Source organism: Serratia sp. CY40230, assembly GCF_052168835.1.
In the GTDB taxonomy this organism is placed as follows: Bacteria; Pseudomonadota; Gammaproteobacteria; order Enterobacterales; family Enterobacteriaceae; genus Serratia; species Serratia nematodiphila.
In genome coordinates this window covers 1,315,557-1,332,073 of record NZ_JBJNLX010000001.1, presented here as the reverse complement: position 1 = coordinate 1,332,073, position 16,517 = coordinate 1,315,557, and the positions used below count along the sequence as shown (strand labels likewise).

General features: G+C 63.9%; 11 protein-coding genes. 3 read left to right on the top strand and 8 right to left on the bottom strand.

The window, feature by feature from the left end:
* Positions 1-4: 4 nt before the first annotated feature.
* The 6 genes from baeR to ACJ8IJ_RS06245 are packed head-to-tail and all read right to left on the bottom strand — an operon-like array spanning position 5 to position 10,990.
* The gene (gene baeR, locus ACJ8IJ_RS06270) at positions 5-721 is read right to left on the bottom strand and encodes a two-component system response regulator BaeR (RefSeq protein WP_004941568.1); all 717 of its coding nucleotides are present in this window, start codon (positions 719-721) and stop codon (positions 5-7) included.
* Positions 721-2,103 (bottom strand): two-component system sensor histidine kinase BaeS, encoded by a 1,383-nt coding sequence (gene baeS / locus ACJ8IJ_RS06265; RefSeq protein ID WP_004941570.1) that lies wholly within the window; start codon positions 2,101-2,103, stop codon positions 721-723. The genes baeR and baeS overlap by 1 nt, the downstream gene beginning before the upstream one ends.
* A complete protein-coding gene (gene mdtD, locus ACJ8IJ_RS06260; protein ID WP_342579256.1) occupies positions 2,100-3,530 on the bottom strand; it encodes a multidrug transporter subunit MdtD in 1,431 nt (476 codons plus the stop codon). Before mdtD ends, baeS begins: the two co-directional genes overlap by 4 nt.
* A 10-nt stretch (positions 3,531-3,540) precedes the next feature.
* Positions 3,541-6,621: a multidrug efflux RND transporter permease subunit MdtC gene (mdtC, locus tag ACJ8IJ_RS06255; protein ID WP_442518362.1), complete on the bottom strand. Its 3,081-nt coding sequence runs from the start codon at positions 6,619-6,621 to the stop codon at positions 3,541-3,543.
* Positions 6,618-9,737: an MdtB/MuxB family multidrug efflux RND transporter permease subunit gene (locus tag ACJ8IJ_RS06250; RefSeq protein WP_015378736.1), complete on the bottom strand. Its 3,120-nt coding sequence runs from the start codon at positions 9,735-9,737 to the stop codon at positions 6,618-6,620. The genes mdtC and ACJ8IJ_RS06250 overlap by 4 nt, the downstream gene beginning before the upstream one ends.
* Positions 9,737-10,990, bottom strand: a complete 1,254-nt coding sequence (locus tag ACJ8IJ_RS06245; protein WP_442518361.1) for an MdtA/MuxA family multidrug efflux RND transporter periplasmic adaptor subunit — start codon at positions 10,988-10,990, stop codon at positions 9,737-9,739. The genes ACJ8IJ_RS06250 and ACJ8IJ_RS06245 overlap by 1 nt, the downstream gene beginning before the upstream one ends.
* A gap of 272 nt (positions 10,991-11,262) precedes the next feature.
* Here ACJ8IJ_RS06245 and ACJ8IJ_RS06240 point away from each other — a divergent pair, with 272 nt between their 5' ends.
* On the top strand, positions 11,263-12,216 hold the full coding sequence (locus ACJ8IJ_RS06240; RefSeq protein WP_369324193.1) for an aldo/keto reductase: 954 nt from the start codon (positions 11,263-11,265) through the stop codon (positions 12,214-12,216).
* A 61-nt stretch (positions 12,217-12,277) separates the two neighbouring features.
* On the top strand, positions 12,278-12,895 hold the full coding sequence (locus ACJ8IJ_RS06235) for a pyridoxamine 5'-phosphate oxidase family protein (protein ID WP_442518360.1): 618 nt from the start codon (positions 12,278-12,280) through the stop codon (positions 12,893-12,895).
* On the opposite strand, the gene ACJ8IJ_RS06230 is transcribed toward ACJ8IJ_RS06235, so the two are convergent.
* Both ACJ8IJ_RS06230 and yegD read right to left on the bottom strand, forming a co-directional pair.
* Positions 12,892-13,458, bottom strand: a complete 567-nt coding sequence (locus tag ACJ8IJ_RS06230; protein ID WP_049186700.1) for a GNAT family N-acetyltransferase — start codon at positions 13,456-13,458, stop codon at positions 12,892-12,894. The two genes, ACJ8IJ_RS06235 and ACJ8IJ_RS06230, sit on opposite strands and share 4 nt — an antisense overlap.
* Positions 13,459-13,507: 49 nt before the next feature.
* Positions 13,508-14,860, bottom strand: coding sequence for a molecular chaperone (gene yegD, locus ACJ8IJ_RS06225; protein ID WP_049186699.1), 1,353 nt, complete (start codon positions 14,858-14,860; stop codon positions 13,508-13,510).
* A 164-nt stretch (positions 14,861-15,024) separates the two neighbouring features.
* On the opposite strand from yegD, the gene alkA reads away from it, so the two are divergent.
* Entirely contained in the window at positions 15,025-16,515 is a 1,491-nt protein-coding gene (gene alkA, locus ACJ8IJ_RS06220; RefSeq protein ID WP_075684604.1) for a DNA-3-methyladenine glycosylase 2, read from the top strand.
* Positions 16,516-16,517 lie beyond the last annotated feature (2 nt).

The window sequence follows — 16,517 nt, the reverse complement described above, 5'->3', positions numbered from 1 at the left end:
CCCCCTAAACCCCATTCATCAGCCGGCAGGGCTCGGCTTCCCAGCGGTAGCCCACGCCGTATACCGAGCGGATAAAGGATTTTTCCCCATCGATCAGTTCCAGCTTGCGGCGCAGGTTTTTGATGTGGCTGTCGATGGTGCGGTCGGTGACCACCCGGTAGTCGTCGTACAGGTTATTCAGCAGCTGCTCGCGTGAAAACACGTTGCCCGGCTGGCTGGCCAGCGTTTTCAGCAGGCGGAACTCCGCCGGCGTCAGATCCAGCAACTGTCCCTGATAGCTGGCCTGGAAGCGCGGTTCATCGATGTGCAGCAGATCATCTTCCCGCGCGTTCTCCTGTGGCCGATAGCTGCGGCGCAGGATGGTTTTCACCCGCGCCACCACTTCGCGCGGGCTGTAGGGTTTGCAGATGTAATCGTCGGCGCCGATCTCCAGCCCCAACAGGCGGTCAATCTCTTCAATTTTCGCCGTCACCATCACGATGGGCACGTCGCTGAAGCGGCGCAGCTCGCGGCACACCGTCAGGCCGTCGGCCCCCGGCAACATCAGATCGAGCAAGATCAGCGCCGGCGGATGCTGGTGCACGGTCGGCACCACCTCATTGCCGTTGGTCAGCCAGCGGGTGGCGTAGCCCGCCGCCTGGAGATAATCCACCAGCAGCTGGCCCAGCTTGGGCTCATCTTCAACAATCATGATCTGCACGGGTTGATTCTGAATGTCCATCAGGGCGCCTTATTTTTTATCGGGGTAGCAAATTCTACTGTAATGCGCACGCCGCCTAAAGGCGAATGCTCGGCGCGGATTTTCCCGTCGTGCGCTTCCACGATGTTGTGGCAGATCGCCAACCCCAGCCCGGAACCGCCGCTGGCGCGGTTGCGTGAACCTTCCGCCCGGTAGAAACGTTCGAAAATGCGCGTCAGTTGCTGATCGCTGATGCCCGGCGCGCTGTCCTGCCAGTAAAGAAGCAGCCGCCCCGGCTGCAGCTCGACGCCGATCTCCAACCGGCCGCCGGCGTCGGTGTAACGCAGGCTGTTTTCCAGCAGGTTATTGAACAGTTGGTTCAGGCGATCGGGATCGCCGAACAGCGGCGCCTGGGCCGGCAGATGGGTGACGATCTCCAGCCCTTTGGCGCGGAAGCGTTCGCGAAAGGCGGCGACGGCGATCTGCACCAGGTGCACGCAGTCCACCGACGCCTTGCGGTAGGCCAGCGCGCCGAGATCGGAGAGCGACAGCTGGTGCAGGTCGTCGACCAGTTTGGTCAGGGTGGATACCTCGGCCTGCAGCGAACTGAGCGACGCCGGCGTCGGCTGGCGCACGCCGTCCTGCAGCGCCTCCAGTTCGCCGCGCAGCACTGCCAGCGGCGTGCGCAGCTCGTGCGATACGTCGGCCATAAAGGCGCGGCGCATCTGCTCGTTTTTTTCCAGCGAGGTGGCCAACTGGTTGAAGTCGTGCGCCAGCCTGCCCAGTTCATCCTGGCTGCTGACCGCCACGCGGGTGGTGAAATCGCCAGCCGCCAGGCGGTGGGTGCCCGCCACCAGGCGCTTGACCGGGGCCAGCATACCGCGCGACAGCAGCCAGGTCACCGCCGCCGCCAACAGGGTGGAGAGCGCGACGATAATCCAGCTGGTGCGCCGCTGCTGGCGATCGAAGTTGATGTCGGTATTGCGCGTCAGGCGCTCGACCGGGGTGGTGAGCACCCAGCCGACGATCTCGTTGTTGTAGCGGATCGGGTGGCGCGGCCCCTCCTTCGGCAAGGGGCCCGAATGCCCGACCAAGCGATTGAACTGGCTGTCCACCACCCAAAACTGGGTGCGCCACCCCTTGGGCGGCAGATTGTGGCTGCTGTCGCTATTCTGCTCGAACGAACGCATGATCTGGTAGACCACCTGATCGTTGTTGCGCAGGAATATCCAGTTGCCATGATGGCTGTACTGTTCCTCCAGCGCTTCGCTCAGCATGTTGATGCGCTGTTCGTTGCTGCTCTTGATGTAATCGATAAAGCCGCGCTCAAAGCTGACGCGCACCCCCCAATGCATGGTGATCAACACCAGCATGCAGGTAGCGAAAATGGCCAGGAACAGTTTTCCGGTAATGCCTATCCTCATTGCAACCTCGTTGAGCCGGTACCCGGCTCTTTGGTCAGCGTGCGGTTGGGCGCGCTATCGGCCGGCACGCGCGCGAAGGCCAGCGCGGGCAGAGCGATAATCAACGCCATACAGCAGTAGCTGTAAATAAATGCGCTGTGGATGGCCGGGCTATCGGCCACCACCTGGTGATGGGCGAAGCTGCCGATCAAGATGCCGGCGACGCTGACGCCGAGGCTCATCGACAGCTGCATGACCATCGACAGCAGGCTGTTGCCGCTGCTGGCCAGCCGGTCCGGCAGATCTTTCAGCGTCAGGGTGTTCATCGCCGAGAAGCGCAGTGAGTTGATCATCCCCTGGAAGAACAGCACCACCGGCAGCAGCCACAGCCAGCCGAGCATCGCCGCCAGCAGGAAGCTCAGGCTGACCAGCGCCAGCAGCAGCGTGGCGGCCACCAGCACGTTGCGGTAGCCGAAGCGGTTGACTACCTGCACCACGATGCGCTTCATGCCCATGCTGCCGATGATCATCGGGATCATCATCAGCCCGGCGTGGAACGGCGTGAAACCCATGCCCACCTGCAGGAACAGCGGCGTCATGAACGGCAGCATGCCGCTGCCGATGCGCCCCAGCAGGCTGGCCAGCAGCCCGATTTTGTAGGTCGGGGTGCGCAGCAGCCGCAGCGAGAACAGGGCGCGGCTATTGCCGTAGGCATGCCAAACATACCCCAACAGCGCCGCTGCGCCCAGCGCCACCAGGCCGGCGATGGCGCCGCCGGACAGCCCCATGCCTTTATGGCCGTCGAGCGCCAGCGTCAGCGACGCCATGCCGATCGCCAGCAGGATAAAGCCGCTGAGATCGAAGCGGCGGGTCTGCATTTGGTAGTTGGGCATCAGCAGCAGCGTGGCGATGGCACCCACGATGCCCACCGGAATATTGATCAGGAAAATCCAGTGCCAACTGGCGTATTGCACCAGGAAACCGCCGAGCGCCGGCCCCATCAGCGGGCCGATCTGGCCCGGCAGCGTCACGAAGGTCATCGCCGCCATGTACTGCTCGCGCGGCACGATCTTCATCACCGTCAGGCGCCCGACCGGCACCATCATCGCACCGCCGACGCCCTGAATCACGCGCGAGGCGATCAGCTCGTTCAGGGTTTCCGAGCGGGCGCAGAGGAGGGAGCCGAGGGTAAACAGCACGATGGCGCTGAAAAACACCCGCTGTACGCCGATCTTGTCCGCCAGCCAGCCGCTGGCCGGCAGCATCACCGCCACCGTCAGCACATAGGAGACGATCACCGACTGCATGCGCAGCGGGTTCTCCCCCAGGCTGGCGGCCATTGAGGGCAGGGCGGTGTTGACGATAGTGGTATCCAGCGTCTGCATAAAAAAGCCGAATGCCACTATCCAGAGTTGCCAGCGTACCGTGGCGGTGTGTTTCATCAGCATCGGTCGGCCATTAATGGGGCAGCGGGGCCAGTTGCTTGTTGCGGCGGAACTTCGCCTGCAGCCGGTCGAAGTAAAGGTAGACCACCGGGGTGGTGTACAGCGTCAGCAGTTGGCTCATCACCAGGCCGCCGGCGATGGTGATGCCGAGCGGCTGGCGCAGCTCCGCGCCGTCGCCGCGGGTCAGCACCAGCGGCAGCGCGCCGAACAACGCCGCCAGCGTGGTCATCAGGATCGGCCGGAAACGCAGCAGGCTGGCCTGGAAAATCGCCTCGCGGGCGCTGATGCCGCCGTTGCGCTGCGCTTCGAGCGCGAAGTCGACCATCATGATGGCGTTTTTCTTCACGATGCCGATCAACAGCATGATGCCGATCAGCGCGATCAGGCTGAACGGCGCGCCGAACAGCTCGAGCGCCAGCAGCGCCCCCACGCCGGCGGAAGGCAGCGTGGAAAGGATAGTCAGCGGATGGATATAGCTCTCGTACAGCACGCCGAGCACGATGTACACCGTGGCGATCGCCGCCAGGATCAGGAGCAGCTGCGACTTCAGGGTGTCCTGGAACACCTGGGCGGTGCCGGCGAACGCGCCGCGCACCGTAGACGGCACGCCGAGCTGAGTCATGGTGCGCTCGACCGCCGCGGTGGCGTCAGACAGGCTGCCGCCGTCCGGCAGGTTAAAGGAGACGGTCGAGGCGGCGGACAGCCCCTGATGGTTGACCGACAGCGGCGCGTTGGCCGGCCGCCAACTGGCGAAGTAGGAGAGCGGTATCGCTTTGCCTTCGTTGTTGATGATGAACATTTTGTCCAGCGAACTCACGTCCTGGGTGTAGGGCGGCGCCACTTCCATCACGACTTTGTATTGGTTGAGCGGTTGGTAGATGGTCGAAATCTGTCGCTGGCCGAAGGCGTTGTTCAACAGGTTGTTGGCGTCGGACACCGAAATGCCGAGGCGCGCCATGGTTTCGCGATCGTAGACCAGATCCATCTCCGAGCCTTTATCCTGCTGATCCGAGTTGACGTCCGCCAGCTCGGGCAATGCGGCCAGTGCGGTGCGGATCTTCGGCTCCCATTCGCGCAGCGCGGCGAGATCGTCCGCCAGCAGCGTATATTGATAGCTGGCGTTGGCCTGCCGGCCGCCGACGCGGATATCCTGCACCGCCATCAGAAACAGGCTGGCGCCCGGTTCTTTGGCCAGGCGGGCGCGCAGGCGGGCGATCACTTTCTGCGCGTCGTCGCTGCGTACCGACAGGGGTTTCAGTGAGATGAACATCGAACCGCTGTTGGTGCGCGAACCGCCGGTAAAACCGGTGACGTTTTCCACGTCCGGATCTTCGCGCACGATTTTCATGAAGTCTTCCAGTTTGCCGCGCATCGCCTGGAACGAAATGCTTTGGTCGGCCTGGATAAAGCCCATCAGACGCCCGGTATCCTGTTCCGGGAAGAAGGTTTTCGGGATGCTGATATACAGCCAAACGTTGAGCGCAACGGTGGCGAGGAACACCGCCAGCACCCAGCGCGAGTGGCCGAGCACCCAGTTCAGCGAGCGCCCGTAGCCCTGCTGCAGCCCCAGCAGCATTTTACCGAAGCCGCGCGCCCGCCGCTGCGAACGCGGCGGCTGGTGGCGCAGCAGGTAGGCGCACATCATCGGCGTGAGCGTCAGCGAGACGATCAGCGACAGTCCGATCGACACCGACAGAGTGACGGCGAACTCGCGGAATAGCCGGCCGGGCAGGCCTTCCATCAGCAGCAGCGGGATAAACACCGCCACCAGCGAAACGCTCATCGACAGCACGGTGAAACCGACCTCCCGCGCGCCCAGCAGCGCGGCGTTGATCGGTTTCATGCCGGCCTCGACGTGGCGGGAAATGTTTTCCAGCACCACGATAGCGTCGTCCACCACAAAGCCGGTGGCGATGGTCAACGCCATCAGCGACAGGTTGTTGAGGCTGAACCCGCACAGATACATGGCGGCGAACGAGCCGATCAGCGACACCGGTACGGCGACCGCCGGGATCAGCGTGGCGCGCCCGGAGCGCAGGAAGATGAACACCACCAGGATCACCAGCCCGATGGCGATCGCCAGCGACTGTTCCACCTCGGCCAGCGACGCGCGGATGGTCGGCGAACGATCCTGCGCGACGTTGAGTTGAATCGAAGCCGGGATATTCTCCTGTAGGGCGGGCAGCTCGGCGCGAATGCGATCGACGGTTTCAATGATGTTGGCGTCCGCCGCGCGGCTGATGGCCAGAATGATCGCCGGTTTGGCGTCGGTCATCCCGGCGTTGCGCACGTCTTGCACCGAGTCTTTGACCTCGGCCACGTCGGCTAAACGCACCGCCGAGCCGTTGTTGTAATGAATGATTAGCGGACGATAAGCATCGGCGGTTTTCAGCGCGTCGTTGGCCTGGATCTGCCAGCGCTGCTGCGGGTTTTCCACGGAGCCCTGCGGGCGGCGCACGTTGGCGTTGGCGATGGCCTGCCGTACGGTGTCCAACGACACGCCCTGATTGAACAGCGCCGAAGGGTTCAGCTCCACCCGCACCGCCGGCAGCGAGCTGCCGCCTACGGAAACGTCGCCGACGCCCTCGGTCTGGCTGATCTTCTGCGCCAGCTGGGTGGAGGCGAAATCGTAAAGCTGCCCCTGACTGTAGGTGTCCGAGGTCAGCGTCAGGATCATGATCGGCGCGTCGGATGGGTTGACCTTGCGGTAGCTGGGGCGGCTCGGCATGCCGGTCGGCAGCAGGCTTTGCGCGGCGTTAATCGCCGCCTGCACGTCGCGCGCGGCGCCGTTGATGTCGCGATCGAGATCGAACTGCAAAATGACCCGGGTACTGCCGAGCGAGCTCATCGAGGTCATTTCGTTAACCCCGGCGATGCGGCCCAGCGCGCGCTCCAGCGGCGTCGCCACCGAGGACGCCATGGTTTCCGGCGAGGCGCCCGGCAGCGACGCGCTGATCGAAATCACCGGAAAATCCACCTGCGGCAGCGGCGACACCGGCAGCAGGCGAAAGCCGATCGCGCCGCTGATGGCGATGGCCAGCGTCAGCAGGGTGGTGGCCACCGGCCGGTGAATGAACAGGGCGAAGAATTTCACGGCAGCTCCTGCGTATCCGGCTGGCGATGCGTGTTGCGCGCCAGTTTGTCAAACAGCAGGTAGATCACCGGCGTGGTGAACAGCGTCAGGATCTGGCTCATGATCAAACCGCCGACCATACAGACGCCGAGCGGATGCCGCAGCTCCGCGCCGACGCCGGTGCTCAGCATCAGCGGCAGCGCGCCGAGCAGGGCCGCCAGCGTGGTCATCAGGATCGGCCTAAAACGCAGCAGGCAGGCCTGATAGATGGCGTCGCGCGGCGATAAGCCCTGCTCGCGTTCCGCCGCCAGCGCGAAGTCGATCATCATGATGGCGTTCTTCTTCACGATGCCGATCAGCAGGATGATGCCGATGATGGCGATCACGTCCAGCTCGCTGCCGGCCATCATCAGCGCGAGCAGTGCGCCAACCCCGGCGGTCGGCAGGGTGGAGAGGATGGTCACCGGGTGAATGAAACTTTCATACAGCACGCCCAGCACGATGTACATCGCCACTACCGCCGCCAAAATCAGCCACAGCGTGCTGCCGAGCGCCGCCTGGAAGGCCAGGGTCGCCCCCTGGAATTGGGTGGTGATGTCCCTTGGCATGTTGAGATTTTTTTCCGCCTGGGTGACCGCGTCCACCGCTTCGCCGAGCGAGTAGCCGTCGGCGACGTTGAACGAAACGGTGGCCGACGGGAACTGATCGAGATGGTTGACCGACAGCGGGCCGAAGCGCTCTTCGATTTTGGCGATGGCGCTCAGCGGCACTACGGCGCCGTCGTTGCCGCTCAGACGGATCTCATTGAGCGCCGCCAGCCCCGGTGTCGCGCTGACGTCGTGCTCCAGCACCACGCGGTATTGGTTGGCCTGGGTGTAGATGGTGGAGATCAGGCGCTGGCCGAACGCGTTGTACAGCGCATTGTCCACGTCGCTCATGGTGACGCCGAGGCGGGAGGCCGAATCGCGATCGACGTTGACGTAGGCGACCAGCCCCTGATCCTGCCAATCGCTGGTGACGTCCGCCAGCTGCGGGGTTTGTTTCAGCTCATCCATCAGCTGCGGCACCCACAGGCTGAGATCGTCCAGCGACATCGCCTGCAGGGTGAACTGGTACTGGGTGCGGCTGACCTGGGTATCGATGGTCAGATCCTGCACCGGTTGCAGGTACAGCTTCACGCCGGGGAACTGCGCCGTTTGCTGCTGCAGGCGGCTGATGATCGCCGGAATGCGGTCGCTGCGTTCGCTCAGCGGCTTCAGGTTGATCTGCAGCCGGCCGCTGTTGAGCGTGGCGTTGCTGCCGTCGACGCCGACGAACGAGGTCAGGCTTTCCACCGCCGGATCCTTGAGGATCTGCGCCGCGACCTGCTGCTGGCGCTCGGCCATGTTGCTGAACGAGACGCTCTGCGGCGCTTCCAGCGTGCCCTGAATGATGCCGTTGTCCTGCACCGGGAAGAAACCTTTCGGGATCAGCAGGTACAGCAGCACCGTCAGCGCCAGGGTGCCCACGGCCACGCCAAGCGTCAGCCAGGGGTGGTTAAGCACCGTTTTCAGCCACTGGCCGTAGCGCGCGATCACCCGCTCGAAAAAGCGTTCGGAGGCGGCGGAAAAACGGTTCTGCTTGCGCAGCGATTCGTGGCTGAGCATGCGCGCGCACATCATCGGCGTCAGCGTCAGCGACACCACGGCGGAGATCAAAATCGCCACCGCCAGCGTGACGGCGAACTCGCGGAACAGGCGGCCGACGATGTCGCCCATGAACAGCAGCGGGATCAGCACCGCCACCAGCGAGAAGGTCAGCGAGATGATGGTGAAGCCGATCTCGCCGGCCCCTTTTAGCGCGGCGTCGAGCGGCTTTTCCCCTTTCTCGATGTAGCGCGAGATGTTCTCGATCACCACGATGGCGTCGTCCACCACGAAGCCGGTGGCGATGGTCAGCGCCATCAGCGTCAGGTTGTTGATGGAGAAGCCGAGGAAGTACATGGCGGCGAAGGTGCCCACCAGCGACAGCGGCACCGCTACGCTGGGGATAATGGTCGCCGGCACGTTGCGCAGGAACACGTAGATCACCATCACCACCAGCGCGACTGCCAGCAGCAGCTCGAACTGCACGTCGCTGACCGAGGCGCGGATGGTGGTGGTGCGATCGGTCAGCACCTTGACATCGACCGACTTGGGCAGGCTTTTAATCAGCGTCGGCAGCATTTCGCGGATGCTGTCGGCGGTGGTGATGACGTTGACGCCGGGCTGGCGTTGGATGTTCAGCACGATCGCCTGCTGCTGGTTGGCCCAGGCCGCCAGCCGGGTGTTTTCCGCCCCTTGTTCGATGGTGGCGATATCCTGCAGGCGGATCGCCGCGCCGTTCTGATAGGCGACGATCAGCTGGCGATAGTCGTCGGCGGATTTCATTTGGTCGTTGGCGGACAGGGTGACCGATCGGGTCGGGCCGTCAAGGCTGCCTTTCGCCGAGTTGACGTTGGCGTTGCTGATGGCGGCGCGGATGGTTTCGCTGTTCAGGCCATAGGCGGCGACCGCCGCGGCGTTCAATTTTACGCGCACCGCCGGGCGTTGGCCGCCGGCCAGGGTCACCAGGCCGACGCCGGTCACCTGAGAAATTTTTTGCGCTACGCGGGTTTCCACCATGTCTTCCACCTGCGTCATCGGCATGGCGGTGGAGGTCACGGCCAGCGTCAGGATCGGTGGATCGGCGGGGTTAACCTTGCTGTAAATCGGCGGGTAGGGCAGATCGTTCGGCAGCAGGTTGGTGGCGGCGTTGATCGCCGCCTGCACTTCCTGCTCCGCGACGTCGAGCGGCAGCGTCAGCTGGAATTGCAGCGTCACCACCGAGGCGCCGCCGGCGCTTTGCGACGCCATTTGCTTCAGGCCGGACATCTGGCCGAACTGGCGTTCCAGCGGCGCGGTAATGGCGGAGGTGACTACGTCCGGGCTGGCGCCGGGGTATAGCGTCACCACCTGGATGGTGGGGTAATCCACTTCCGGCAACGCGGATACCGGCAGCGCGCGATAGCCGATAATCCCCGCCAGCAATATCGCCACCATCAGCAGCGTGGTGGCGACCGGGCGCAGAATAAACAGGCGGGACGGACCGCCGCCGGCGTTGGGAGGCATCACCTGCATCAGGACTTCCTCTGAACGTCAGGTTCGCGCTTGGCTTTTGACGTCGCAGGCGCGTCGTTCGGCGCGAGCACTTCCACCTGCATGCCTTCGGTCAGGCGATCGATGCCGTCGGTCACCACCCGATCGCCGGCGTTGAGGCCGGCGCTGATCACCACCTGCCGGCTGTCCTGCACGCCGGCGGTGACCCGATGTTTGCTGACCTTGTTGTCTTCGCTGAGCGTCCAGACGAAGTTGCCTTCGTTGCCCATCTGCAGCGCGGCGGTTGGGATCACCACCGCATCGTGCAGGGTATCCACCTGCAGCCGCGCGTTGACGAACTGGTTGGGGAACAGCGCGTCATCTTCGTTGGCGAAACGCGCTTTCAGCTTGATGGTGCCGGTGGCGGTATCAATTTGGTTGTCCAGGCTCAGCAGCGAACCGGTCGTCAGCTTGTTCTGGTTGGTGCGATCCCAGGCTTCGACGCTCACCGGCCCGGCTTTTTGCGCCTTGAGCAGATCGGCGATGTTGCCTTCGGGCAGCGTGAACACTACGTCGATCGGGTGCGTCTGCGTGATCACCACCAGACCGGTGGTGCTGCCGCTGGTGACGTAGTTGCCGACGTCGACCAGTTTCAACCCGACGCGGCCGTCGATTGGCGCAGTGATGCGGCTGTAGGTGATCTGCAGTTTGGCGCTGTCGACCGCGCCCTGATCGGCCTTGATGGCGCCTTCGGTTTGCTGTACCAGCGAGGCCTGCGTATCCAACTCCTGACGGGAAACCAGATTGGTTTTCACCAATTGCTGATAGCGCGCCAGATCGCGCCGGGCGTTGGCCAGCGTGGCCTGATCTTTTGCCAACTGCCCCTGAGCCTGGGTCAGCTGCACCTGGAACGGCCGGGGATCGATCTCCGCCAGCAGATCGCCGGCTTTGACCTGCTGGCCTTCGGTAAAGTGGATCGCCATCAGCTGGCCATCGACCCGGCTGGTGACGGTGACGGTATTGGCGGCGGTGGCGGTGCCCAAGCCGGAAAGATAGCGCGGCACGGTTTGTTGCGTGGCTGTCGCCGCCTGCACCGGCGACATCGGCGCGCCGCGTCTGCCGCCCGCCGCGCGGCCCGCTCCCGTTTTACCGGCGGCCTGGTGCGCGTCCGGCGTCGTCCCGGCGGTCGGTTGGGCTGCGCTGAAATGGCGCCAGGCCAGAACGGCGACGATGATCGCAATCGCCGCAGCCAGCAGGCGCAGCAGCAGGGAACGACGTTGGGGTTTTGCATTCATGGTGGTGAAAATTCTCTCCAAAAGGCAGGGGCGCGGGCACTCATTGCCACAAAAATGACACTCCTTACAGGATACTAGTTTAGCCAGCGAAGACGGCATAAAAATGAAGGAAATATGGAGGAACCGTCAGCATTGTCTTAATAAGTGGGTGATTTGCGCGTGCTATGTTTATAAGTGATTTATTCCGGCTTATAGCCAATACGTTTTAACGATTTCCTGCATTTGGCGCTAATAATTAACAGGCAAATCATTTAACCCATGGAGCCTTTGTGATGAGCAAGAAACAACTGGGCCGTTCGGGCATTCAGGTGCCGGCGTTGACCTTTGGCGGCAACGTGTTCGGCTGGACGGCGGATCAGGCGACCTCGTTCAATCTGCTGGATGCGCTGGTGGACAATCAGCTCAACTTTATCGATACCGCCGACGTTTATTCCAGCTGGGCGCCGGGCAACCGGGGCGGCGAATCGGAAACCGTCATCGGCGAATGGCTGAAGAAGAGCGGCAAGCGCGACCAGGTGATCATCGCCACCAAGGTGGGCAAACCGATGGGCGAAGGCAAACAGGGGCTGTCGCCGCGCTATATTCAGCAGGCGGTGGAAGATTCGCTGCGCCGTCTGCAAACCGATTATATCGATCTCTACCAGTCGCACGACGATGACCGCGATACGCCGCTGGAAGAGACGCTGGCGGCGTTCGATGTGCTGATCAAGGCCGGCAAGGTGCGGGCGATCGGCGCCTCCAACTATCAGGCGGATCGCCTGGAAGAAGCGCTGCGGGTGAGCGAAAGCAACGGATTGGCGCGCTACGAAACCCTGCAGCCGGAATACAATCTGTATGCGCGCGAAGGGTATGAAGCCGAGCTGGAAGGCGTGGCGCAGCGCCACGGGCTCGGGGTGATCAATTTCTTCGCGCTGGCCAGTGGTTTTCTGACCGGCAAATACCGTAGCAAAGCGGACGAGGGCAAAAGCCAGCGCGGCGATCGCATCGTCGAACGCTACCTGAACCCGCGCGGTTTCCGCATTCTGGCGGCGCTGGATCAGGTGGCGGGTAAACACGGCAGCTCTCCGGCGCAGGTCTCGCTGGCCTGGCTGATTGCGCGTCCGAGCATCACCGCGCCGATCGTCAGCGCCACCTCGTTGCCGCAGCTGGATGAGTTGGTCAGCGCCACCCGCCTGACGCTGGATGCGGACGACATTCAGACGCTGAACCACGCCAGCGCTGAGTAAGAGCCGCCGGCGATTTTGCTCTATGCTGAAGGGGTCAATATGACTTATTCAGGAAACTGCAATGTCTGGCGATATCATCAACGACCTCGCGGCGCTGGAACAGCTTTACGGCAAACCTGCCGCGCCCTCGGTTTTTAAAGAAGTCAGCTATATCCACCCGGCGTACCGTCCGTTTATCGAGGCGGCGCCGTTTGCCGCCCTCTCGACCGTCGGGCCGGACGGTATGGATGTCTCCCCGCGCGGCGATCCGGCCGGTTTTATCCAGATCGAAGACGAGAAAACCCTGCTGTTGCCGGACCGGCGCGGCAATAATCGCATCGATAGCCTGCGCAATATCCTGCACGATAACCGGGTGGCGCTGCTGTTGCTGATCCCCGGCATCGGCGAAACGCTGCGGATTAACGGGCGGGCGGAGATCGTGGTGGCGCCGGCGGTGTTGCAGCGCTTCGCCCACCGCAACCAGCTGCCGCGTTCGGTGCTGCGCATTCGGGTGGAGGCGGTGTTCTTCCAGTGCAGCCGGGCGATCTTGCGTTCGGGGTTGTGGGAGGAGGGCAGCCGCCTCGAACGTTCGGCGCTGCCCAGCCCCGGCCAAATCTTGGCCGCGGTGAGCCAAACGCGCTTCGACGGTGAGGAGTACGACAGCGCGCTGCCGCAGCGGCTGAAGGATACGCTGTATTAATCGCCGTGGCGTTCGCGCCACGTTTGCCGGTTAAGCCGGTACAAGACGTGCTGTTGCAGCGGATGGCCCGCCGGCAGGCGCGGGTGCAGGAAGGTTTCACCGTCGAAGCGCATACCGATGCGCGTCATCACCCGGCGCGACGGCTGGTTATCTTCGGCGGTGAAGGACACCACTTCCGGCAGGTGCAGCGTGTCGAAGGCGTACGCCAGCGCGGCGCGCGCCGCCTCAGCGGCGTAGCCGTTGCCCCAGTGAGCCGCCGCCAGCCGCCAGCCAATCTCCACGCAGGGGGAGCAGGGCAGGTCGTCACCTGGCCGCGTCAGCCCGACAAAGCCGATAAAAGGCGCGCCGTCTTTCACTTCCACCGCCCACATCCCCCAGCCGTGTTGTTGCATGAAGGCGCGGATGCGTTCGGCCTGCGCGCGGCTTTCCTCGGCCGTCATCGGCGCCGGGAAATAGCGCATCACCTGCGGATCGGCGTTAAGCGCGGCGAAGGCCGGCAGATCGTCGTCACGCCAGGGGCGCAGCCGCAGCCTGGCGCTGTCGAGGGTAAGCAAGGTGGACATGATAGGGCCTCCAATAAACAAAGGCGCGGCGAGCCGCGCCCTTGGGCTGTCAACGGAACAGCGTTTGCGCCCAGCGCGCCAGCCCGGCGGTGACCGAGCCGAAGTCGTTACCGCCGACGATCGGAATGCCCGGCAGTTGCTGTTGCAGCGCGGCGCGCAGCAGCGGCGAACGCGCGCTGCCGCCGGTCAGGTAGATCACCTGCGGCGCGGTCTGGCTGCTGGCCAGCGCGGCGCTGACCTGCTCCTGAATGCGCATCAATGGCTGCGAGATGGCGTCGGCGAGCTGATCCTGGCTGATGCTCTCCGCCAGATCGGGCTGCACGAAATTGAGCGGCGCGCTGATGGCCGTTTGGCCGGACAGGGCTATCTTACTCTCTTCGGCCGCACGCACCAGTCGGTAGCTCAGGCGCTGCTGGTACACTTTCAGCAGGCGTTTCACCTTTTCCGGCTCCGCCGCGTCGAGGATCAGATCGCGCAGCACGCGGCCGTTGGCGGCGCTGTAGAAATCGTTTTGCGCCGGCACGTCGTTGGTCGCCACCGCGTTCCAGTAAGGCAGCGCCGGCAGGGCGATGCCCTTCGCGGTTTCGCCGCCGAGGCCGAACAGCGGCATCAGCTGTTTGAAGGCCAGCATGATGTCCAGATCGTTACCGCCGACCCGGCAGCCGCTGTGGCCCAGCAGGCTCTGCTGGCGATCGGCGCGGTCGCGCCACTGCGGCCCCATCAGCAGCACCGAGCAGTCGGTGGTGCCGCCGCCGATGTCCACCACCAGCACGGTTTGCTCTTCGCTCAGCGTCGCCTCGAAGTCCAGCCCCGCCGCCACCGGCTCGAACTGGAATTCAATGTCCTTGAAACCGGCGCGTTCGGCGGCGCGCTGCAAAATGCCCTGCGCCTGCCGGTTGGCTTCGTCGCCGCCGATACCCTGGAAGTTGATCGGCCGGCCGATCACCGCCTGATCGATGCCGGTCTGCAGCACATTTTCCGCTTGGCGTTTGATGTGGAACATCATGGCGCACACCAGGTCTTCGAACAGCGCGATCTGCTGCGGCTTCAGGCCGTTGGCGCCGAGGAAGGATTTCGGCGAGCGCACGAAGTACACCTCTTCCGGATCTTCCATGTAGTGCGCCAGCGCCTGCAGGCCGAACAGCACGCTGTCGCCGTTGACCGGAATGTCTTCTTCGCGGTTGTAACTGATGGCGCGGCGCAGCAACTGCTGGTTTTCTTCGCTGCCGGTTGGGATCTGCCAATGGCGGTGCAGGCATTCGCTCACCGCTTCGCGGGTCGGCGCGCACAGCATCGAAGGCAGATAGGGCGCGTTGTTTTCCAGCGTCAACAGCTCGGGGCCGTGGTCGCGCATCACTGCAACGGAACAGTTGGCGGTCCCGTAATCGAATCCAATAAACATCTCTTTTTTGTCCCCATGCCAATGAAGGGGGGCGACTTTACCCGAGACGAGGCCGGCGGGCAATGCGCCAATGCGCGAGTGTCGAAAAATTTAGCGGGCGCGGCGGCGGCGTGCTTAACTTAATGTCCGAATTCCGCACGTCAGCACGCCAGCCGAGCCCCATAATGCAGAAAAAACCGACCCCGAGCGTTGCCATGAATACTCAACAGCAAGCGTTGTACGACGCGCTGCGCGCGCGTGACCGCAAATTCGACGGACGCTTTTTCGTCGGCGTCTCTTCAACCGGTATCTATTGCCGCCCGGTGTGCAGCGCCCGCACGCCGAAGCTGGAAAACTGCACCTTCTATCCGAGCGCGGCGGCGGCAGAGTTGGCGGGATTTCGCCCCTGCCTCAAATGCCGGCCGGAGCTGGCGCCCGGCCTGGCGCTGATCGATCTGGGCAACCGCTATGCGCAGGTGGCAGTGCAGCTCATCGAGCAGGGGTATCTGTCTGAACACAGCTGCGAAGCGCTGGCGGCGCGGCTGGGCATTTCCGATCGCCATCTGCGGCGCATCTTCGCCGAACAGTTTGGCGCCTCACCGATCGATTACGCGCAGTCGCACCGGCTGCTGCAGGCCAAACGCCTGCTGGCGGATACCGATCTGCCGCTCAGCGAGGTGGCGTTCGCCGCCGGATTCGGCAGCCTGCGGCGTTTCAACGAGCTGTTCAAGGCGCGCTATCGCCTGATACCGTCAGCGCTGCGCAGCGGCGGCGCGCGCGGTGAACGGGCCGCCGCCAGCGGGCTGGTGTTTCATCTGGGCTATCGGCCGCCCTATGACTGGGAGCGCATGCTGAATTTCTTGCAGGCGCGCGCCGTGCAGGGCGTGGAGCGGGTCGACGGACGCCGCTACCTGCGCTCGATCGCCGTCAGCCTGGGCGGCACGGAACACCGCGGCTGGGTCAGCGTGCAGCCGGAAGAAGCGCGCAATCGGGTTCGGGTAGAGATCGCGCCTGCGCTCAGTCTGGTGACGACGGAGGTGTTGCGCCGGGTGCGCCTGCTGTTTGATCTGGATGCCGCGCCGGATCGCATCAATGAGGCGCTGGGCTCGCTGGCGGCCGATGCGCCGGGATTGCGCCTGCCGGGCTGCGTGAACAGTTTCGAGCAGGCGGCGCGGGCGGTGCTGGGCCAGTTGGTCAGCGTAAAAATGGCGGCGACCTTCGCCGGGCGGATGACTGAACGCTGGGGGGAAGCCCTGGCGACGCCGCATGAGGGCATCACCCATGTCTTCCCCACCGCAGAACGGGTGGCGCAGCTGCAGCCCGAAGAACTGCGCCCGCTCGGGGTGCAGCTGAAGCGCGCGGCGGCGCTGATCGAGATCGCCCGCGCGCTGGGCGAAGGGCGGCTGCAGCTCGACAACGTGCTGGATATCGAACAGGGCATCAAGGCGCTGACCGCGCTGCCGGGTATCGGCAGCTGGACCGCCAGCTATATCGCGATGCGCGCCTGGTCGTGGCCGGACGTGTTCCTGGCCGGCGATTACCTGATCAAACAGCGTTTTCCCGGCATGACGCCGCGCCAGATAGAACGCTACGCTGAACGTTGGCGCCCGTGGCGCTCTTACGCCACGCTGCATCTGTGGCACAACGACGGCTGGGCGCCGAAAGGGGAGAGTTGAAC